The sequence below is a fragment of the Mesorhizobium sp. M7A.F.Ca.CA.001.10.2.1 genome (assembly GCF_003998575.1).
Classification (GTDB): Bacteria; Pseudomonadota; Alphaproteobacteria; order Rhizobiales; family Rhizobiaceae; genus Mesorhizobium.
On the sequence record NZ_RZQY01001229.1, the window covers coordinates 1 to 700 of the forward strand.

General features: G+C 60.9%; 1 protein-coding gene. It reads right to left on the bottom strand.

All coding sequences use genetic code 11. The features are described 5' to 3' along the window. Window positions 1-561: alpha/beta fold hydrolase (locus tag EN964_RS36315; RefSeq protein ID WP_127277579.1), on the bottom strand; the 561-nt coding region annotated here is incomplete at its 3' end. Between the last annotated feature and the right edge of the window lie 139 nt (window positions 562-700).

Genomic DNA, 700 nt, shown 5'->3' on the forward strand with positions numbered 1-700 from the left:
GAGATCGGGCGCCACGCGCGTGGCGATGTCGTCAGCCACTTCTCCGATGAACTCGGCCCGGAACCCGTCCTCACTTACCGCGGCCTCGAGCGGACGGTGCTTGTCGGGCGTCTTGTCGGCCCACCAAGCCTTGATCGTGGCGTATTTGGGGCCAAGCACGTCCTCGTAGATGTCGCCGTTCTGGATGATCAGGGCACTGATCCGCTCGGGGTGCGAGATCGAATGCCGGAGTCCTATCTGCGAGCCGTAATCATGCAGCCACAAGGCGTAGCGCTCGAGACCGAATTCATCGGCAAGTTTGGAAAGCACGTCGCAATAGGCGTCGAAATCATAGCCAAAGGCGGCCGGATCTGGTGTGCCACTGTATCCGAAGCCCGGCCAGTCGAATGCAATCGTTCGCCAGCGGTCGGCGAGCGCCGGCATCAGTCGGCGGAATTGGAACGAAGAGCAGGGATAGCCGTGCGGCAACAGCAAGACAGGTGCTTCTGGCGGCCCTGCCTCGCGATAGAAAATGGATAGATCACCCAGTTGCATGCGTCGGTGCGTCGTTGCACCCGGCATTCGGACCTCCGTCGAATAAACACCGGCTAAACGCGTTTGACCGAGGCATCGTTCCCGAATGAGGGAAGCGGACGGCCGGCAATATTCATCTCTTCAAATTCACCACGATGACACCGCCCAGCGCCAGCGCGCCGCCGAT